This window comes from uncultured Parvimonas sp. (assembly GCF_963524015.1).
Classification (GTDB): Bacteria; Bacillota; Clostridia; order Tissierellales; family Peptoniphilaceae; genus Parvimonas.
This window is the reverse complement of record NZ_CAURDT010000001.1, coordinates 362,743-379,977: the sequence shown is the minus strand read 5'-3', so window position 1 is coordinate 379,977 and position 17,235 is coordinate 362,743. Positions and strand designations below refer to the sequence as shown.

The following is a 17,235-nucleotide window of genomic DNA, read 5'->3' as shown; positions in this document are numbered from 1 at the left end:
AATATGAAGATATTCAATAATTACTATTATATTCTAGGCAATGATATAATTAGTAAAGACTATAAAAAAATATATAAATTACCATTAGAATTGATTAGTTATTTAATGTCTAATTTTGATTTTGTTTCATCAGATTGTTTTGATTATGATTTTTATCAATTTCTTATAGAAAATAATATCCTAATAGATGGAGAAGATACTTATTATCCATTTGTTAAAAATAGTTTAGGGTTTTCCAAGTATAGATTATTTATTCAATTGACTGAAAGATGTAATTTAAATTGCAAACATTGTTATATTGGAAAAACAAATAATAAAGGAAATTTTTTTAATATTACTACATCAAAAAAATTACTAGAAGAAGCTGTTGATTTAGGTATATATGATATAGACTTAACAGGAGGAGAATTATTCTGTGAGGATTATATTTTTGATTTATTAGAATATGCTGATAATTTGCCTATAGCTATAGGTATATTTACGAATTTGACACTACTATCAAGTGGGGATATAATAAGGTTATCAAAATTTAAATGTGTAAAATCAATAACTACAAGTTTAGATTATTTTACAAAAAACAAACATGATGATTTTAGAGGTTGTAAGGGTAGTTTTGAAAAAACTATTAACAATATTATTGATTTGAATAGACTTGGAAAATCTGTTACAGTTAATACAATGATATTACCAGATAATCATAACGATATAATTAAAATGATTAATTTTTTTTCAAATAAAAAAATTGATATTCATTTGGATAGAGTTATAATGAAAGGTAATGCAGTACATAATATAGATTTTTTTAAAACTGAAGAACTTTTTGAAGATGTTGAATTTATGGCTTCATGTATTAAGATGATTGGAAAAGAAGATGAAATTTTATCATTTATAAAAAACGATAGTTGTGGTGTAGGAGATAATCTAATTTTTGTTGATAAGAATGGACGTTTTCAATTGTGTCCAGGATTGACAGAGAACATAAGTAGTAAGTATTTTATGGGTAATAATCTTATGGAAGCTATTAATTCCACAAAAAATTTTAGTATAGGTTGCTTTAATGTTAATTGCAAATATTATAATTTATGTTCTCATGGTTGTAGAGAAAGAGCACTTGAAGAAAATGGAAATGACTGTTCTCCGGATAATGGTGTATGTAAGTTGATTTCTTTATTAGACTTGGAGGAATAAATTATGGAATTTAATTTATTATTTAAAGTTACTTCAGAATGTAATCAAAAATGTAAATATTGTTATAGAGATTTTGAAAAAGTTTACGATTATAATAATACTAGTATAATAAATAATCTGCTTGGTATATTAAAATCTAGATATATTTCTAGAATAACATTCACTGGAGGAGAACCAACAACATATAAAAATCTAAAATTATTAATAAATTTATTTGGAACATATAAAAATTTAATAGTTTTAACAAATGGAATTAAATTATTGGACATTGACGAGAAAGTACTTAAATATATTGATTTAGTTGTAAGTCTTGATGGAGATAAAGATGTTATGAAAAAAAATAGAGGAGTTAATTTTAGTACATTTGAAACTATAATTGATAATATAAAATTATATATTTCAAAATGTAAGTCTGTTACTATAAATACCGTATTGACTAAATATAACTTATACAAGAGTGATTATTATCCATATAAAATTTTTGGAAGTAAAATTTTATATAATATATCAGTTCCTTCATTGATATATACACCAAATGATTATGTTATAGATTGTAGTAAATATGATAAAGCATATAATTTAATACTTAAATACATTGAAGAATCTAACTATAAAATGAATTGCAACACTAATTTAATATATTCTGATATTTTTATTTTTAATAAACATGATATAGTTAAAAATATGGTTTCTATTGAGTATAGAATGGAAACCAATACTTTTCATATTTTTGATAAAATATGTTTTTCTTTAGATGAAGCTATACTTTTTGCACAGAATATAGTTGATAAGATATTGGTTATACTAGAAAATTATATTAAGAAAAAAAATACTGCTTTTTTATTTGATCCTTATTCCACAATAGAAAAGATAATTTTTGAAAAAGGACTGTAAAATATGATTAATATTAACAATTTGTTTGAAGTATGTATTATAGATTATTTTCCTCAAAAATGGTTAAAGGAAAACAACATTTTTGAAATTAAAAAAATTTTAAGACATGATAAAAATCTGAATAAAAATTTAAAAACTCCATTAGGTCATGGAATAGCAATAGTAGGGATTATTAATTCAATAGTAAAAAATTTAAATTTTTGTGTGGCTTCAATCGATGATAAAACTAATTATCTTGATATTATTAATTTGTTATATGAATTAATTACAAATAGAATTGCAAGAGTTATAAACATAAGTTTCGGATTCTTTTTTGAGAATAATTTAGAGGCAATTGATTTGTTTCAGATGATTATTAATTTATCACATGAATACAATGTTTTAATAGTATGTTCCGAAAGTAATAAAAATAATGAGAAGGTTTATCCTGCTATGTGTAAAAATGTAATATCTGTTGGAAGTTGCAAGGATTGTGTTCAAGATATTCTTATTTATAATGGAAAGGTTTTATTTAAAGAAATTAATATGTTTGTTGATTGGATAGATAGAAGAAAAATTATTGTAAAAGGAAATAGCTTTTATAATGCTATAGCTTCTGGAATTATAATAAAGGAAAATTATATTTTTGATAACATGTTTGACAAGAAAATTTTTAAGTATTCTAAAGTTTTAAATGATGTTAAATATTTTTATTGATGATAAGGGGTATTTTTTTGGTTAGAAAATTTTATAAAATTATTAATTTTAATTATTTTATTAATATAGTAATTTTTGCTGTTTGTCTATTAACTTCTATTTGTCAACTTCTTGTTTATGTTTATACTAAAAAAATAGTTGATAAATTTATAGAATTAAATGGTATTTATTACTATGGTGTTAAAATATTTATGTGCTTATTGTTTGCTTTTTTGGTAATGAGCACCTTAAAAAAATTTTTGTTTTCAGTTATTGCTATAAAATTAGAATATAAAATTTTGAGTAAATATATTTTAAATATAAAAAATTTAAAAGAAGAAGAATTAAATAATTCCATTGTTATCATAGATAGAATTTCAAAATTTACAGATTTTCTAGATAATAATTTAAATAGTCTTATTTATACACCTTTTTCATTTATATTTACTTTTTTGGGAATTTTTTTGATTGATAGAATGACTGCTATAATAATTATACCAGTTGTTATAACTACAGTGTTTATCGACTTTTTGCTAACAGATAAACTGATATATTCTTCACAAAAGTATTATAGAGAATATAGTGAATGTATAAATTTTCAAAAAGAGATGTTAGAAAAAATAGAAAATATAAAAATTAATGGTCTTGAAGATTATGTTGATAGTTTACATAGAAAAAAACAAGAAAAATTATTGAAATCTAAAAATTATCTCACATTTAGAGAACAAATATCCTATATTCCTGCACTATTAAACGAATATTTACCGACTATTATATTAATTTTTATAGCAATTTTAAGAGTAAAATATTCTCCTATGAGCTATGGACAGTTTTTTGCACTACTTAGTATGGTTGTTGGTATATCATTACCTTTTACAAAATTTTTAAGAACAATCACTAATTTGAAATCAGTAAGTGTTTTGTTGGATGATATTGTTAAAATAATAGATTTAAAAGATTGTCATATCGTTAAGAATAATTTTAAAAGTTCAAGCTTTACTGATAATACAGTAATTAATGTTAAAAATTTGGATTTTAATTATGGAGATAAAATTATTTTTAGGGATGTAAATTTTAGTGTAAAGAATGGTGAAAAAATTTCTATAATTGGTGAAACTGGCTCAGGAAAGTCTACTTTGATAAAAATTATTTTAGGATTATATGACTTAAATGAAAAAACAAAAATAAATATTTTTGGATTTGATGTTAATAATGAAAAAAGAGAAATTTGGGAAAATATTGGATATGTTGATAATAATACATATTTATTTGATGGGAGTATAAATTATAATATTACTTTAAAAAACGATTTAACTAATTCTGAATTAAAAAATTTAGAAAATATAGCTTTAATGCTTGATATAAATTATTTACTATATAAAGAAATAGATGTAAAGCAATTTGGAACTAATTTATCTGGAGGAGAAAAATTAAAAATTTGTATAGCTAGAGCATTATTTAGAAATCCAAGTCTTTTGATTTTAGATGAACCTACATCTGCACTTGATGATTACAGTGAGGATTTATTTTGTGATTTGTTAAAAAACATTAATGTTACAACTATATTGGTTACACATAGAAAAAAACTTATGGATATGAGTGATAGAATACTTAAAATTTCAGATAATAAAGTTTTTGAAATAAATAAGGAGAGTGAAATTAATGTTTAAAAAAATTAATTTAGCAACAAAAAGTTTTAATTTGCTTTCTGGAATTTCATTTCTATTCAATGCATTTCAAAGTGTTTTTGCAGATTTTCTTTTTGGAATATTATATTTTTTAATTTTTGAAAAATTGTATTATAGTAAAATGCATTATCCTTTGTTAATGTTATTAACATTTTTAGTTTTTTTATATTTTGTGTTTTTAATTCCTTTTTGGGGATATCATATGGAAAAAGGTGTTAATATATATACTAAAAATTTAACTAATTTAGTTTTTAAAACAATTCTTAATAGAGATAATGTTGTACATTCATCTGAAAACATTACTTTAATTCAACATGATGTAATAAATGATTCAAAGATATTAGGCTGGGATCTTGTAGTGCTTTTTCAAGCGATTTTATCAGGTATTATATCAACTATTGTTATTTTTAATGCTTCATACAAAATGTTACTATTCCTTTACATTTTAGGTTTAATTGCAATAATATTAAATTTATTTTTTATAAAAATGATAAAAAAATTATATTTGTGTATAAGAAAAAATATTGAGCTTAAAATAAAACATGTATCTGATTATGTTAATAATTTAATAATAATAAATATTTTTGGATTAAGTGAATCAGTAGAAAGTGATATTTTAAAAGTATTGGAGGAAGTTTATAAACAAAAAATAAAAATAAAATTTTATGAGACAATAACTTTTTTCATAGACAATATAGTATATAAAATTGGATTTAAATTAATAATAATTATATATGGAATGTATCTTGTTTCAATAGGAGATATAAATTTTGGATATTTATTGTTATGTTTTTCTATGGTTGAAGGGATAATTTTCTTTTTAAGTTATACAGGTGAATATATATCTATTATTCAAAAAATATTTATAAGTATTTCTAAAGTTAACACTTTTTTGTATTCTAAAAGAAATTCTGAAATTTCGAAATTTGTTTTAAAGCCTGTATCTAGGATAGAATTTAAGGATGTATTTTTTAAATTTTTTGACAGTAAAGAGTATTTAATAAATGGATTAAATTTAGAATTTGACTTTTCAAATAACTATATAATTTGTGGTAAAAATGGTATTGGTAAAAGTACAATCTTTAAATTGATATTTGGTGTTTTAAAACCTGATAAAGGGAGCATTAACTTTAATTATTGTAAATTAGAAAATAGCGGAAATCCTGTTTATGTATCTCAAGAGCCTTTGATTTTTTCAGGCACTGTAAGAGAAAATATATTACTTGATAAAAGAAATGTTAGTGATGACAAAATATATAAAGCTTTACAAACAGTTTGTTTAGATAATTGGGTTAATTCATTGGATGATGGACTTGACTTTTATATTGATGAAAAAGTAAGTGTTTTATCTAAAGGAGAAAAGATGAGATTAACAATAGCTAGGGCGTTAATAACTAACCCCCAAATACTTTTTTTAGATGAACCAGATGCAAATTTAGATGTTGAAACAATAAAATTAATTATAAACAATATAAAAAAATTATATAAATGTAAATTTATGATTATTTCACATTTAACAAAGTATAATATTTATGATGAAGATTTTAAAATAATAAAGTTGTAGTAGGGAATATTTATGGTTAGTAAAAAAATACATAAAAATTATATGGCAAGAGAGCTATACAGAAAAGAAGAAGTTATATGTGGAAACATATCAGAATATAGAGGATGGATAAAGTTATCAAAGTTTTGCTTAGAGTTAATACTTAGTGAGATTGACAATGTAAATACAAGAACAGAGTTAATCTTTGTTTTAGAAAAAAAGTTTAAATTAGGAATTTGGAATAAATTAATTGATGACTTGATCTATATAAATTATTTATCAGATACTGAAGTAGATTTTAAAATAGAAAAAATCACTTTCGATATTACATCTAAATGTAATTTGAACTGTAAACATTGTAGTGGAATGTTTACAAAAAAATCTTTAGGTAATTTAAATAAGTTATTAATTTTCGAAATTTTTAAATGGGCAGAATATAATAATGTAAAATATGTTTGTATATCTGGTGGAGAGCCTTTTATAAGGAAAGATATTTTTGAAATTTTAAATTATGCAAAAAATATATATACTGGAGAAATAGAAGTTATTACTAATGCAACTTTAATAAATTCATGTGATTTTGATAACATTGTAAATAATATTGACATTTTAAATATAAGTTTAGATGGATATGATGTTTTTAGTGTAAACAAAATACGAGGATTAGGGGTATATGAAAAAGTTCTAGATGTAATTAATAAGCTAAAACAGAAAAATTTTTTAAAATTAAAGTTGAGTATGGTTAAAGCTTATGGAAATGAAAACCATATTAGTGATTTTTTGAAGTTATGCTCATTTTTGCAAGTTGAACCTGTTATTAGAGATTTAATTTATGCAGGTCGTGCCAATAGAAACAATTTGTCGGAATTAGAAACTTTAATACACAATTCTGTATTAGATGAGTCAAACATAAATATGAGGTGTGTTTGTAAATCGGGAATAAATTCCTTATATATTTCTCATGATGGAAAAATTTATCCATGTTCAACAATGTATAACTTGAAGAATTCATTTATGCAATTATCAGAGTTATTAAGTGACAACTGTAAGTCAAGATTATTTCTAGAACCTATAGTTGACCATATAGAAAGTTGTAAATATTGTGATGTAAGATACTTTTGTTGTAATACTTGTCCTAGCGTAAATTTAAGCTTATATAAAAATGAAAAAATTGTTAAAATGATATGCGATAAAAATAAAAAAACATTAGAGAATATTATTTGGAACAAACCTTCTATCTAAAAATTTATTGTGTTTTTAAATAAAAAGATTATAAAAAAATTAAGTAATAATAAAGATACTTATTGTGCTGCACCTAAACATTTAATACAAGAAATAGGTGCAGTTTTTATGGTTAAAAAATAAGGTTCTCTGGAAACAATTCGATGTGAACTTTAGTTTAAAAGAGAGTTTATTATTTAAAAAATAAGAATAGAATAAAAATTTAATAATGTAAAATAATGATTTAAGTTAAATTTTTTAATTTATTAAAAAGTAGATTACAAAATTATAAGTTTTTTAGTAAATATATAAAGTTGTAAATACCAAAATACTTTAAATATTAAAAAAGATTGAAAAAGATTGAAAAAATAGTTAAAAAATGATACACTTATTGTATAAAATTAAAGGAGAAAGACTATCTTATGGATTTAGATTTTAAAAGAGTAGTTATTAAACTTAGTGGTGAAGCTTTGTCAGGTGGAGTAGGACATGGACTTCATGATGAAACGATTGAAAAAATTTGCAAATCAGTAAAAGACGTATATGATTTAGGTATTCAAATTTGTATTGTAGTTGGTGGTGGAAACTTTTGGAGGGGTCGTTCAAGCGAAAAAATAGAACGTTCGACTTCTGATCATATGGGGATGCTTGCAACAATAATAAATTCTTTAAGATTACAAGCTACACTTGAAAATATGGGAGTTCCTACAAGAGTTCAGACAGCAATTAATGTTCATGAAGTTGCAGAACCTTTTATTAAAAGGAAAGCTGAAAGACATCTTGAAAAGGGCAGGATTGTTATTTTTGGTGCAGGAACTGGTATGCCATATTTTTCAACTGATACAACTGCAGCTTTAAGAGCAGCAGAAATGCAAGCAGATGTAATTTTACTTGGTAAGACAGGAACTGATGGTATTTATGATAAAGATCCAAATAAATTTAAAGATGCAAAGAAATTTGAAGAATTAACATATATAGAAATTTTAAATAGAGGTTTAGGTATAATGGATGCTACTGCTACTTCTCTTTGTATGGATAATGATATTCCTCTTGTTGTATTTGGAATTGATAATCCAGAAAATTTAGTTTCAGTAGTTAAGGGAGAAAAAGTAGGAACAATAGTAAGGGGGAAATAAGATGTATAAAGATATAATTAATGAATTAGAAAGAAAAATGTCAAAATCAATAGAATCATATGAAACAGAATTAACAACAGTAAGAGCTGGTAGAGCAAATCCTACAATATTAGATCAATTTACTGTAGATTATTATGGTACAGAAACACCAATTAAACAAGTTGCATCTATTTCTGTTCCAGAAGCAAGATTATTAGTTATTCAACCTTGGGACGCTTCTTTGATAACTCCTATAGAAAAAGTTATTTTAGCATCAAATTTAGGTATAACTCCATCTAATGACGGAAAAGTAATAAGGTTACCTTTCCCAGCATTAACTGAAGATAGAAGAAAAGAGTTAGTTAAGGTTGTAAAAGGTTATGGAGAAAATGCAAAAATTGCGATTAGAAATTTAAGACGTGATGGTCTTGATAAATTAAAAAAGATAGAAAAAGATAAAGAAATTAGTGAAGATGAGTTAAGACAAGCTGAAGAAGAAGTTCAAAAAGTTACTGATAAATTTATTAAAAAAGTTGAAGATATTACTAAATCAAAAGAAAAAGAATTAATGGAAATTTAATGAAAGATATAGATTTTACGAATATACCAAAACATATTGGTATTATTATGGATGGCAATGGTAGATGGGCAAATAATAGATTTTTACCTAGAATTGCTGGACATAAAGAAGGAATGAATAGAGTAGTTGACATTGTTGAAGAGTGTTGTAAAATAGGGGTTAAAACCTTAACTTTATATGCTTTTTCAACTGAAAACTGGAAAAGACCTGAAGAAGAGGTAAAAGGTCTTATGAATATTTTGGTTATTTATATAAATTCTCAATTGAAAAGAATATTAGAAAATAATATTGTTTTTAGAGTTATAGGAGATTATAGTAAATTACCAAGTTCTATAGTTAAGTTACTAGACAATAGTATAGATAAGTCAAAAAACAATACGGGTATGGTATTAAATATCGCATTAAACTATGGTGGTAGAGCAGAAATTATTTCTTCTATAAAAGATTTATTTGATGATATTTCAAAAGGAAATTTTTCAATAGATGATTTAAATGAGGAGAATTTTAAGAATTATTTATATACAAAAGAAAATTCGGAAGTAGATTTAATGATAAGAACAGGAAACGAAAAAAGAATAAGTAATTTTTTGATTTATCAGTTAGCTTATTCTGAGTTTTATTTTACAGATATTCTTTGGCCAGAATTTTATGCTGAAAATTTATATGATGCGATATATGACTTTCAAAATAGAAATCGAAGGTTTGGGGGAATTTAATGACTAGTTTTATCAATAGAACCATAAGTGGAGTATTGATGTTAATAATATCCTTTTTGTGTTTATGGCTTAAAGGATATGCACTTATGGGATATACTATGGCTATTACAGTTTTATGTTTAATTGAATTATTTAGGACATTTAAGTTAAATGATATATTAATTAGTTGTATTAGTATATTGTTTTCTTTAGCTATGGTGTACTCTATAGGTATTTCAAATAAAGACTTAATATTAACTTTGTTTTCATTATATTTTCTTATTGTTTCAATTTATTATTTATTTTTTAATAAAATTAATATTGAAAATTTAGGAAAATTGTTATTCTCTTTTATATATATTTCAGTTCCTATGGGAGTTTTTTTGAAACTCGGAGAAACTAATCTTATTTGGGCTATATTTTTTATTTCGTGGGGAACTGATACATTTGCTTATCTTTTCGGAATAGTTTTTGGAAAACATAAGTTATATCCTAGTATAAGTCCAAAAAAGACAGTAGAAGGTTCTTTAGGTGGCATTTTTGGTTCACTTATACTTTTAATTTTATTTAATTACTTTGTATTAAATTATAATATTATTTTTGTAATTTGTTCAGGAATACTTCTTTCTATTGTTGCACAATTAGGAGACTTGTTTGCATCAAAAATAAAAAGAGAAATGGGAATAAAAGATTTTAGTGATATTATCAAAGGACATGGTGGATTTTTAGATAGATTTGATAGTATAATTTTTGTAACTCCTTTGGTTTATATTGTTTTTTGTGTTTTTGGAGGTAGTATTTAATGATTATAAAAATAATAATAGCACTTTTGGTGTTTATGGTTGTAGTCGTTGTTCACGAGTTTGGCCATTTTATTTTTGCAAAAAGGGCGAAAATAAAAGTTAATGAATTTTCTGTTGGTATGGGTCCTAAGATTTTTGGAAAACAAAAGGGTGAAACATTGTATTCAGTTCGAGCTTTACCGCTAGGTGGTTTTTGTGCTATGGAAGGTGAAGATGAAGAAGAAGAGGAACAGGATATAGATTTTTCACAGAGAGGACATTTCAACGGTGCAACAATTGGTGGGAGAATTTTAACTATTTTTGCAGGACCGTTTTTTAATTTTATTTTAGCATTTGTTATTCTTTTTGCTTTATTTGGAATTAGAGGTCATCAAACTACAACTGTAGCAAGCATACAAGATAATTCAATAGCTCAAAAATATGGAATTGAAGTAGGAGATAAAATTGTAAATATTGGAGATAATAAAATAAATTCTTGGAAAGATATTCAAACAAGCTTATCTAAATTAGATAAAGAAGAAACTACTATAAAAGTAATAAGAAACGGTCAAGAAAAAGAAATAAAAGTAAAATTTGAAAATTCGAATGAAAAAGTTTTGGGAGTCACATCAAAACTAGAAAGAAATTTATTTGTTTCTATTAGGGAAACTTTTAATACATTCTTTTATTTTATAGGTACAATGTTTGATATTCTAAGACAATTATTTACTGGAAAGGTAGGAGTAGGACAGTTATCTGGGCCTATAGGAGTGGTTGGAGCAATTAGTAGTGCAGCAAGTAATGGAATATATTCATTATTATATATTACTGCTTTTCTAAGCGTAAATTTAGGTTTTATTAACCTATTGCCAATACCCGCTTTGGATGGTGGAAGATTAGTTTTCTTATTTATAGAATTAATTTTAAGAAGGCCAGTCTCTAGATCAAAAGAAGGTTTAATTCATACAATAGGTTTTATATTTTTAATGGGTCTTATCTTATTTGTATCATTTAAGGATGTAATAAGACTAGGAATTTTTGGAGCAAATTAATGGAAAGAAAAATAACTAAGAAAATTTATGTGGGGAATGTGCCTGTTGGAGGCGGTTCTCCTATTTCTATACAATCAATGACAAATACAATTACAAAAGATGTAGATTCTACTGTAAGACAGATTAATCAATTTGCAGAAGAAGGTTGCGATATTAGCCGTTCAGCAGTTAATGATTTAGACGATGCTTTAGCAATAAGAAAAATAAAGTCATTAACAACTATACCTTTTATTGCAGATATTCAATATGATTATAAACTTGCAATAATGGCAGCTGAAAATGGAGCAGATTGCTTAAGAATTAATCCTGGAAATATTGGTGGAAAAAAGAAAGTTAAAGAAGTTGTGGAATGTTGTAAGTACCATAATATTCCAATAAGAGTTGGAGTTAATTCTGGATCTGTAAATCAAAAGTTTATAGATAAATTTCATGGAGTTAATAAAGAATCTATAGTTTATAGTGCCTTAGATCAAGTTGAATTTTTGGAATCACTAAATTTTGACCAAATTAAAATATCAATAAAATCAAGTAATGTTCCAATTTGTGTTGAGTCATATGAACTTTTAAGTAGTTTATGTGATTATCCTTTACATTTAGGGATTACTGAAGCTGGTCCTAGCTTTAGAGGAACTATAAAATCTTCTGTAGGACTTGGTATTATTTTAGCAAAAGGAATTGGTGATACCATAAGAGTTTCTTTAACTGGAGACCCAGTTGAAGAGGTCAAAGTTGGAAAGGAAATATTGCGTTCTTTAGGCCTTTTAAATGATGGAATTGATTTGATTTCTTGTCCTACTTGTTCAAGAACTAGAATAGATTTGATTAATATTGTTGAACAGGCAGAAAAAGAGTTAAAACATATTAGAAAGAATTTGAAAATTGCAATAATGGGTTGTCCTGTTAATGGTCCTGGAGAGGCAAAAGAGGCTGATTTAGGAATTGCTGGTGGAAATGGAAAAGGTCTTATTTTTAAAAAAGGACAAATCATTAAAAAAGTAGATGAAAAAGATCTACTTAAAGAATTAATTAATGAGATTAATAAATTGGAGGAATAATATGTATAGGAGTTTAAAAAGTTTTTATTTTTCACAACGAAAAAATTATAGCTTATCAGATGATTTTATTATTGATGAGTTTGTTTTTGGTGATGAAAAAATAGATTTTAGATTACTTACAAACTCCGATGAAGTTGGAATAGAAGAATTAGTAGTTTTAGATAAAGAATTACATGAGTTATTTAATGGTAGAGAAGTTAATATCTCAGTTCAGAGTTTTTCAAAATCAGATTGTCCTTATGATTATTACTATTATATAAACTATGATGAATTTGTAAATAAAGTACAAAAATTATTAGGAAATCATGGTTTTTCACTTACTAATAATGATAGGATAAATTTCTTGGAAGATTATATAGAAATATATATATCGGATTCTGTCTGTAGATTTAAACTAATTTCAAATTCATTTTTAAATGATTTAAAAGCATTTGTTTCTGAAAAATATAATGATGATATTGAAATAATTATGCTAAATAGTTTGTTTACAAGAGAAGAAAAAAGTTCTGAAAAATTAGAAAGTAAATTAGATAATAAAAGAAAAGAAATTCAAAAAGAAAAAGAAAATAAAATCGAGAAAGTCAAATTAATTAAAGAAAAAAGTGAAACAGAAACAGAATTTAAAATTGGGAAAAAAATTTCCGATAAAGAATTGGTTTTAGAAATTTCAGATTTAGACCAAAATAGTGGTTTTTGTAAAATTCAAGGAAGAGTATATTCTTTAGACATTAGAGAATTAAAAAACGGAAAAAAACTTGCTTTGTTTGATATTGAAGACGAAACTTCAGCTATGAGTTGTAAATTTTTTTTAGATGATAAGAAGTTAGAAATTTTTAGTAAAAAAATTAATTCTAAATCAATACCTAACGGAATTTATGTAACAGCAGTAGGTAGAGTTGAATATGATCAATATGCAAAGGGAATTTCTATGATGATTGATGGAATGGAAGAAGCTCCAAGACATATATATGTAGATAATGCTCCTGAAAAAAGAGTTGAATTGCATTTGAATTCACAGATGAGTGGTCTTGATGGTTGTGTGAATTTAGAAGTACTAAAGACAAGACTACAAGAATTAGGGCATACTGCTGTTGGAGTTACTGATATCGGAGTCGTTCAAGCATATCCGCAAATGATGGATTTGTTTGGAAAAGGAGATATAAAAGCTTTATATGGTCTAGAATTAAATTTGTTAGAAGACAATCCGAGGATTCTATATAATTATAAAAATGGAGTAAATTTTGATACTTTTGTAGTTTTTGATATTGAAACAACCGGTCTTTCTCATTTGAAAAATAATATTACAGAAATAGGAGCAGTTCGTGTTGAGAACGGGAAAGTAGTTGAATATTTTAATGAGTTAGTAAATCCAGAGCAAGAAATAACTAAAGAAATAACAGAAATAACTGGTATTACTAATGAAATGGTAGCAGATAAGCCTTTGATTGGTGAAATTATGCCAAAATTTTTAGAGTTTTCTAAAAATGCAGTTTTTGTTGCACATAATGCAGAATTCGATATTTCATTTATAAAAACTAATTGTAAGAGATTGAACCTTGAATTTGATCCTACTTTTATAGATACAATGGGATTTGCAAGAGCAGTATTACCAAATTTAAAAAACCATAAACTCAATACTTTATGTAAGGAGTTAGGAGTAAAATTATTAAATCATCACAGAGCAAGTTTTGATGCAGAAGCTTGTTCAGGAATTCTTTTGGAACTTATAAAGATAATTGAAAAAGATGGAAAAATTTTTGATGAAAATATAAATAATATTGAAACAAAATGGCCTGTTGCAAAAAATATTTCATATAATTCAACTATATATGTAAAAAAAATGGAAGCCTTAAGTGGATTTTATAAGATGGTTTCAGAAGGATTAATGAAGTATTTTAGAAGGGTTGCAGGTTTTCCTAAATCAAGGTTAAAGGAATATAGAGAAGGTCTTTTAATAGGTTCAGGAAATTGGGACGGAGAGCTTTTTAGAGCTTTTATTGAAGAAAAAAGTGAAGAAGAAATTTTAGAAATTGCAAAATTTTATGATTTTTTTGAAATTCAACCTATATCTAATTTAAAACATTTGTTTTTTAGAGGTAAAGTTTTAAGTATAGATGATTTGAAAGAAGTAAATAAAAAGATTTATGAGCTTGGAAAAAAATTAGATAAATTAGTCGTTGCAACTGGAAATGTTAAATATCTTGATAAGAATGACTATGTTTTTAGAAATATTATTCTATATGGGCAAGGAAAGAAAAATCTTGAAAAAGAAGGTTCTTTCTATTATAGAACTACAGCTGAGATGCTTGATGAATTTTCATATTTAGGAGAAAATGAAGCATATGAAGTTGTAGTAAAGAATACTAATATTTTTAAAGACATGCTTGATGAAATTTTACCTATTCCTAATGGAACGTTTCCACCTTTTATAGAGGGTGCTGACGAAGAATTAAGAAAAATATGTTATGACAAAGCTAAATCTATTTATGGTGAAAATTTACCAAAAATTGTTGAAGATAGGCTTAAAAGAGAATTAGGATCAATTATTAAAAATGGATATGCAGTACTATATATAATTGCTCAAAAACTTGTTTGGAGGTCAAATGATGATGGATACTTGGTAGGCTCGAGAGGGTCAGTAGGTTCTTCCTTTGCTGCAACAATGTCTGGGATAACTGAAGTTAATCCATTAATTCCGCATTATATTTGTCCTAAATGTAAACGTTCAGAATTTCATTCAGAGTATAGCGGACAATCTGGAGTGGATATGCCAGATAAAGAATGTCCAGATTGTAAAATAAATATGATCAAGGAAGGACATGACATTCCTTTTGAAGTATTTTTGGGATTTGATGGAGATAAAGAGCCTGATATTGACTTAAATTTTGCAGGAGAATATCAATCTACTTGTCATAAATATACTGAAGAACTATTTGGATCAGATAAAGTGTATAGAGCTGGAACTATTGGGACAGTTTCTGACAAAACTGCATTCGGGTATGTAAAAAAGTATATTGAAGAAAATGAGCTCACTCTTACAGCTGGTAATATTCGAAGATATGTTAGAAAGATAGTTGGTGTAAAAAGAACAAGTGGTCAACATCCAGGTGGAGTTATGATTGTTCCACACAATAAAGAAATTTATGATTTTACTCCAATTCAATATCCTGCAGATGATCCATCTTCTGAAACAAAAACTACACATTTTAGTTATAAGTCTATAAGCGGAAGAATTTTAAAATTAGATTTACTTGGACATGATGTTCCTACTATAATAAAACATCTTGGAGATTTAACTGGTGTTGATCCTTTAAATATTCCTATGGATGATAAGGAAACTTTAAATATATTTTATTCAACAGATAGTTTAAAATTTATGGATGATAAATATAAAGATGGTGTTGGTACTTTAGGGATACCTGAATATGGGACAAACTTTGTAAGACAGATGCTACTTGATACAAGGCCAAAAACTTTAACTGAACTTATTAGAATTTCAGGTCTATCTCACGGAACTGATGTATGGCTTGGAAATGCACAAGATCTTATTAAAAAAGGAATACCTTTAAATGAAACGATTTGTACTAGAGATGATATAATGACATTTTTGATTTTTAAAGGACTTGAAAATAAACGTTCATTTAAAATAATGGAAACTGTTAGAAAAGGTAGAGGACTTGATGAGGAAACTGAATCATATATGAGAGAAAATGGAATACCAGAATGGTATATTGACTCTTGTAAAAAGATTAAATATCTATTCCCGAAAGCTCATGCTGTTGCTTATGTAATGATGAGTTATAGAATTGCATATTTTAAGGTTCATTATCCTGAAGCTTTTTATGCCACATATTTTACCACTAAAATTGATAATTACCCGGGCAACTTGATTTTTAAAGGTCTTACAGCAATTCAGAGTAAAATGAAAGAAATAAAAGAATTAGGAAAGTCTGCATCTCAAAAGGAACAAGATGTATATGATATACTTGAAGTTGCTGAAGAAATGTATCTTAGAGGAATTGTTGCTAGTAAAGTGGATTTGGAAAAATCTGATTCTTCAAGGTTCTTAATTGATGGGAAAGGTAAAATTTTACCACCTTTTAGGGCTTTAGATTTTGTAAGTGATGTCAACTCAACATCTATATATGAAGAAGTTAGAAAATTACCATTTATATCAATTGAAGATTTTCAAGAAAGAACAAAAATAAATAAAAATGCCTTGGAATCATTAAAAGAACATGGCGTTTTAAATGATTTACAGCAAACAAATCAAGTAAGTTTATTTGACTTTATGTAAAAAACAACTGAGATTATTAATCTCAGTTGTTTTTAAATATACAATCCAAAGTTAACTCAATTATTTAAAAATAGGACTTGAAAAAATTATTGGCTTATAGTATAATATTAATGTTATTTTTGAGGAGGTGAATAAAATGGCAAATATAAAATCAGCAATTAAGAGAATTGATGTTACAAAAAAACAAACTCTTAAAAATAAAAGTAGAAAATCTGAAATAAAGACTTATATTAAAAAATTTGAATTAGCAATAGAAGAAAATAATTTTGAATTAGCTAATGAATTGTTAAGAACAATTGATAAAAGACTTAAACAAGCTACTGAACACAGTGTTTTTCATAAAAATGCTGCTTCTAGAAAAGTAAGTAAATTAAGTAAAAAATTACATGATGCTTCAACACAAGCGTAAATATAGCGTGTATGGATCCAACACACTATATTTGCTCCGTG

General features: G+C 25.4%; 14 protein-coding genes. All 14 read left to right on the top strand.

The annotated features are described in order from the left end of the window. Positions 1–3: 3 nt before the first annotated feature. The 14 genes from RWJ08_RS01770 (at position 4) to rpsT (ending at position 17,194) form a co-directional block, all read left to right on the top strand. Positions 4–1,188 carry a radical SAM protein gene (locus RWJ08_RS01770; protein WP_313960852.1) on the top strand — a complete coding sequence of 395 codons (1,185 nt, stop codon included), beginning with the start codon at positions 4–6 and terminating at the stop codon, positions 1,186–1,188. A 3-nt stretch (positions 1,189–1,191) separates the two neighbouring features. Further along, a complete protein-coding gene (locus tag RWJ08_RS01765) occupies positions 1,192–2,082 on the top strand; it encodes a radical SAM protein (protein WP_313960851.1) in 891 nt (296 codons plus the stop codon). Between the two features lie 3 nt (positions 2,083–2,085). Next, positions 2,086–2,778, top strand: a complete 693-nt coding sequence (locus tag RWJ08_RS01760) for a S8/S53 family peptidase (protein ID WP_313960850.1) — start codon at positions 2,086–2,088, stop codon at positions 2,776–2,778. Positions 2,779–2,795: 17 nt separating this feature from the next. Continuing rightward, positions 2,796–4,427, top strand: a complete 1,632-nt coding sequence (locus tag RWJ08_RS01755; protein ID WP_313960849.1) for an ABC transporter ATP-binding protein — start codon at positions 2,796–2,798, stop codon at positions 4,425–4,427. Beyond that, positions 4,420–6,009 carry an ABC transporter ATP-binding protein gene (locus RWJ08_RS01750; protein WP_313960848.1) on the top strand — a complete coding sequence of 530 codons (1,590 nt, stop codon included), beginning with the start codon at positions 4,420–4,422 and terminating at the stop codon, positions 6,007–6,009. Before RWJ08_RS01755 ends, RWJ08_RS01750 begins: the two co-directional genes overlap by 8 nt. A 12-nt stretch (positions 6,010–6,021) precedes the next feature. After that, positions 6,022–7,230 carry a radical SAM/SPASM domain-containing protein gene (locus RWJ08_RS01745; protein WP_313960847.1) on the top strand — a complete coding sequence of 403 codons (1,209 nt, stop codon included), beginning with the start codon at positions 6,022–6,024 and terminating at the stop codon, positions 7,228–7,230. Positions 7,231–7,631: 401 nt separating this feature from the next. Beyond that, a complete protein-coding gene (pyrH, locus tag RWJ08_RS01740; RefSeq protein WP_009372324.1) occupies positions 7,632–8,345 on the top strand; it encodes a UMP kinase in 714 nt (237 codons plus the stop codon). A gap of 1 nt (position 8,346) precedes the next feature. Then, a complete protein-coding gene (frr, locus tag RWJ08_RS01735; protein WP_009354305.1) occupies positions 8,347–8,904 on the top strand; it encodes a ribosome recycling factor in 558 nt (185 codons plus the stop codon). After that, complete coding sequence (locus tag RWJ08_RS01730; RefSeq protein WP_313960846.1) at positions 8,904–9,620, top strand: isoprenyl transferase; 717 nt, start codon at positions 8,904–8,906, stop codon at positions 9,618–9,620. The genes frr and RWJ08_RS01730 overlap by 1 nt, the downstream gene beginning before the upstream one ends. Beyond that, positions 9,620–10,402 carry a phosphatidate cytidylyltransferase gene (locus RWJ08_RS01725; protein WP_313960845.1) on the top strand — a complete coding sequence of 261 codons (783 nt, stop codon included), beginning with the start codon at positions 9,620–9,622 and terminating at the stop codon, positions 10,400–10,402. Before RWJ08_RS01730 ends, RWJ08_RS01725 begins: the two co-directional genes overlap by 1 nt. Beyond that, positions 10,402–11,433, top strand: a complete 1,032-nt coding sequence (gene rseP / locus RWJ08_RS01720) for an RIP metalloprotease RseP (protein ID WP_313960844.1) — start codon at positions 10,402–10,404, stop codon at positions 11,431–11,433. The genes RWJ08_RS01725 and rseP overlap by 1 nt, the downstream gene beginning before the upstream one ends. Next, complete coding sequence (gene ispG / locus RWJ08_RS01715) at positions 11,433–12,488, top strand: flavodoxin-dependent (E)-4-hydroxy-3-methylbut-2-enyl-diphosphate synthase (protein ID WP_313960843.1); 1,056 nt, start codon at positions 11,433–11,435, stop codon at positions 12,486–12,488. Before rseP ends, ispG begins: the two co-directional genes overlap by 1 nt. A gap of 1 nt (position 12,489) precedes the next feature. Then, a complete protein-coding gene (locus RWJ08_RS01710) occupies positions 12,490–16,785 on the top strand; it encodes a PolC-type DNA polymerase III (protein WP_313960842.1) in 4,296 nt (1,431 codons plus the stop codon). A 136-nt stretch (positions 16,786–16,921) separates the two neighbouring features. Beyond that, positions 16,922–17,194: a 30S ribosomal protein S20 gene (gene rpsT, locus RWJ08_RS01705; protein ID WP_009372634.1), complete on the top strand. Its 273-nt coding sequence runs from the start codon at positions 16,922–16,924 to the stop codon at positions 17,192–17,194. The last annotated feature ends 41 nt before the right edge of the window (positions 17,195–17,235 follow it).

Bases quoted from the DNA above. Each gene is read 5' to 3' on its own strand.
- RWJ08_RS01770 (WP_313960852.1), top strand. From the start codon at position 4: ATGAAGATATTCAATAATTACTATTATATTCTAGGCAATGATATAATT.
- RWJ08_RS01765 (WP_313960851.1), top strand. From the start codon at position 1,192: ATGGAATTTAATTTATTATTTAAAGTTACTTCAGAATGTAATCAAAAA.
- RWJ08_RS01760 (WP_313960850.1), top strand. From the start codon at position 2,086: ATGATTAATATTAACAATTTGTTTGAAGTATGTATTATAGATTATTTT.
- RWJ08_RS01750 (WP_313960848.1), top strand. From the start codon at position 4,420: ATGTTTAAAAAAATTAATTTAGCAACAAAAAGTTTTAATTTGCTTTCT.
- RWJ08_RS01745 (WP_313960847.1), top strand. From the start codon at position 6,022: ATGGTTAGTAAAAAAATACATAAAAATTATATGGCAAGAGAGCTATAC.
- pyrH (WP_009372324.1), top strand. From the start codon at position 7,632: ATGGATTTAGATTTTAAAAGAGTAGTTATTAAACTTAGTGGTGAAGCT.
- frr (WP_009354305.1), top strand. From the start codon at position 8,347: ATGTATAAAGATATAATTAATGAATTAGAAAGAAAAATGTCAAAATCA.
- RWJ08_RS01730 (WP_313960846.1), top strand. From the start codon at position 8,904: ATGAAAGATATAGATTTTACGAATATACCAAAACATATTGGTATTATT.
- RWJ08_RS01725 (WP_313960845.1), top strand. From the start codon at position 9,620: ATGACTAGTTTTATCAATAGAACCATAAGTGGAGTATTGATGTTAATA.
- rseP (WP_313960844.1), top strand. From the start codon at position 10,402: ATGATTATAAAAATAATAATAGCACTTTTGGTGTTTATGGTTGTAGTC.
- ispG (WP_313960843.1), top strand. From the start codon at position 11,433: ATGGAAAGAAAAATAACTAAGAAAATTTATGTGGGGAATGTGCCTGTT.
- RWJ08_RS01710 (WP_313960842.1), top strand. From the start codon at position 12,490: ATGTATAGGAGTTTAAAAAGTTTTTATTTTTCACAACGAAAAAATTAT.
- rpsT (WP_009372634.1), top strand. From the start codon at position 16,922: ATGGCAAATATAAAATCAGCAATTAAGAGAATTGATGTTACAAAAAAA.